Source organism: Tenacibaculum sp. AWR4_210 (genome assembly GCF_056160945.1).
Genome location: NZ_JBSWYF010000097.1, coordinates 1 through 245 on the forward strand (window position 1 = coordinate 1; position 245 = coordinate 245).

The 245-nt window shown below is 51.4% G+C and carries 1 protein-coding gene; it reads right to left on the reverse strand.

Annotation, left to right across the window (positions count from 1 at the left end):
• The coding region (locus ACXAG7_RS20185; protein ID WP_476667961.1) for a hypothetical protein at positions 1-245 on the reverse strand (245 nt) is incomplete at both ends.

Sequence of the window (245 nt, forward strand, 5' to 3'; positions counted from 1 at the left end):
GCCCTGATGTTACCGTGCTTCCTGCACAGATGGTAAGTGTTCCGTTAGTTCCCGCATTTGGTAAAGCTTGTTCGCTTACCACTACCTGAGCCGTTGCTGCTGTGGTACATGGTGCCGTTGCTGCTACTGTATACGTATAGGTATTAGCCCCTGATAATGCTGGTGACCAAGTTCCGCCTGTCGCTGGACTTCCTCCTAAGGCTGCAAATAACTGTGCCGATGTTACCGTGCTTCCTGCACAGATC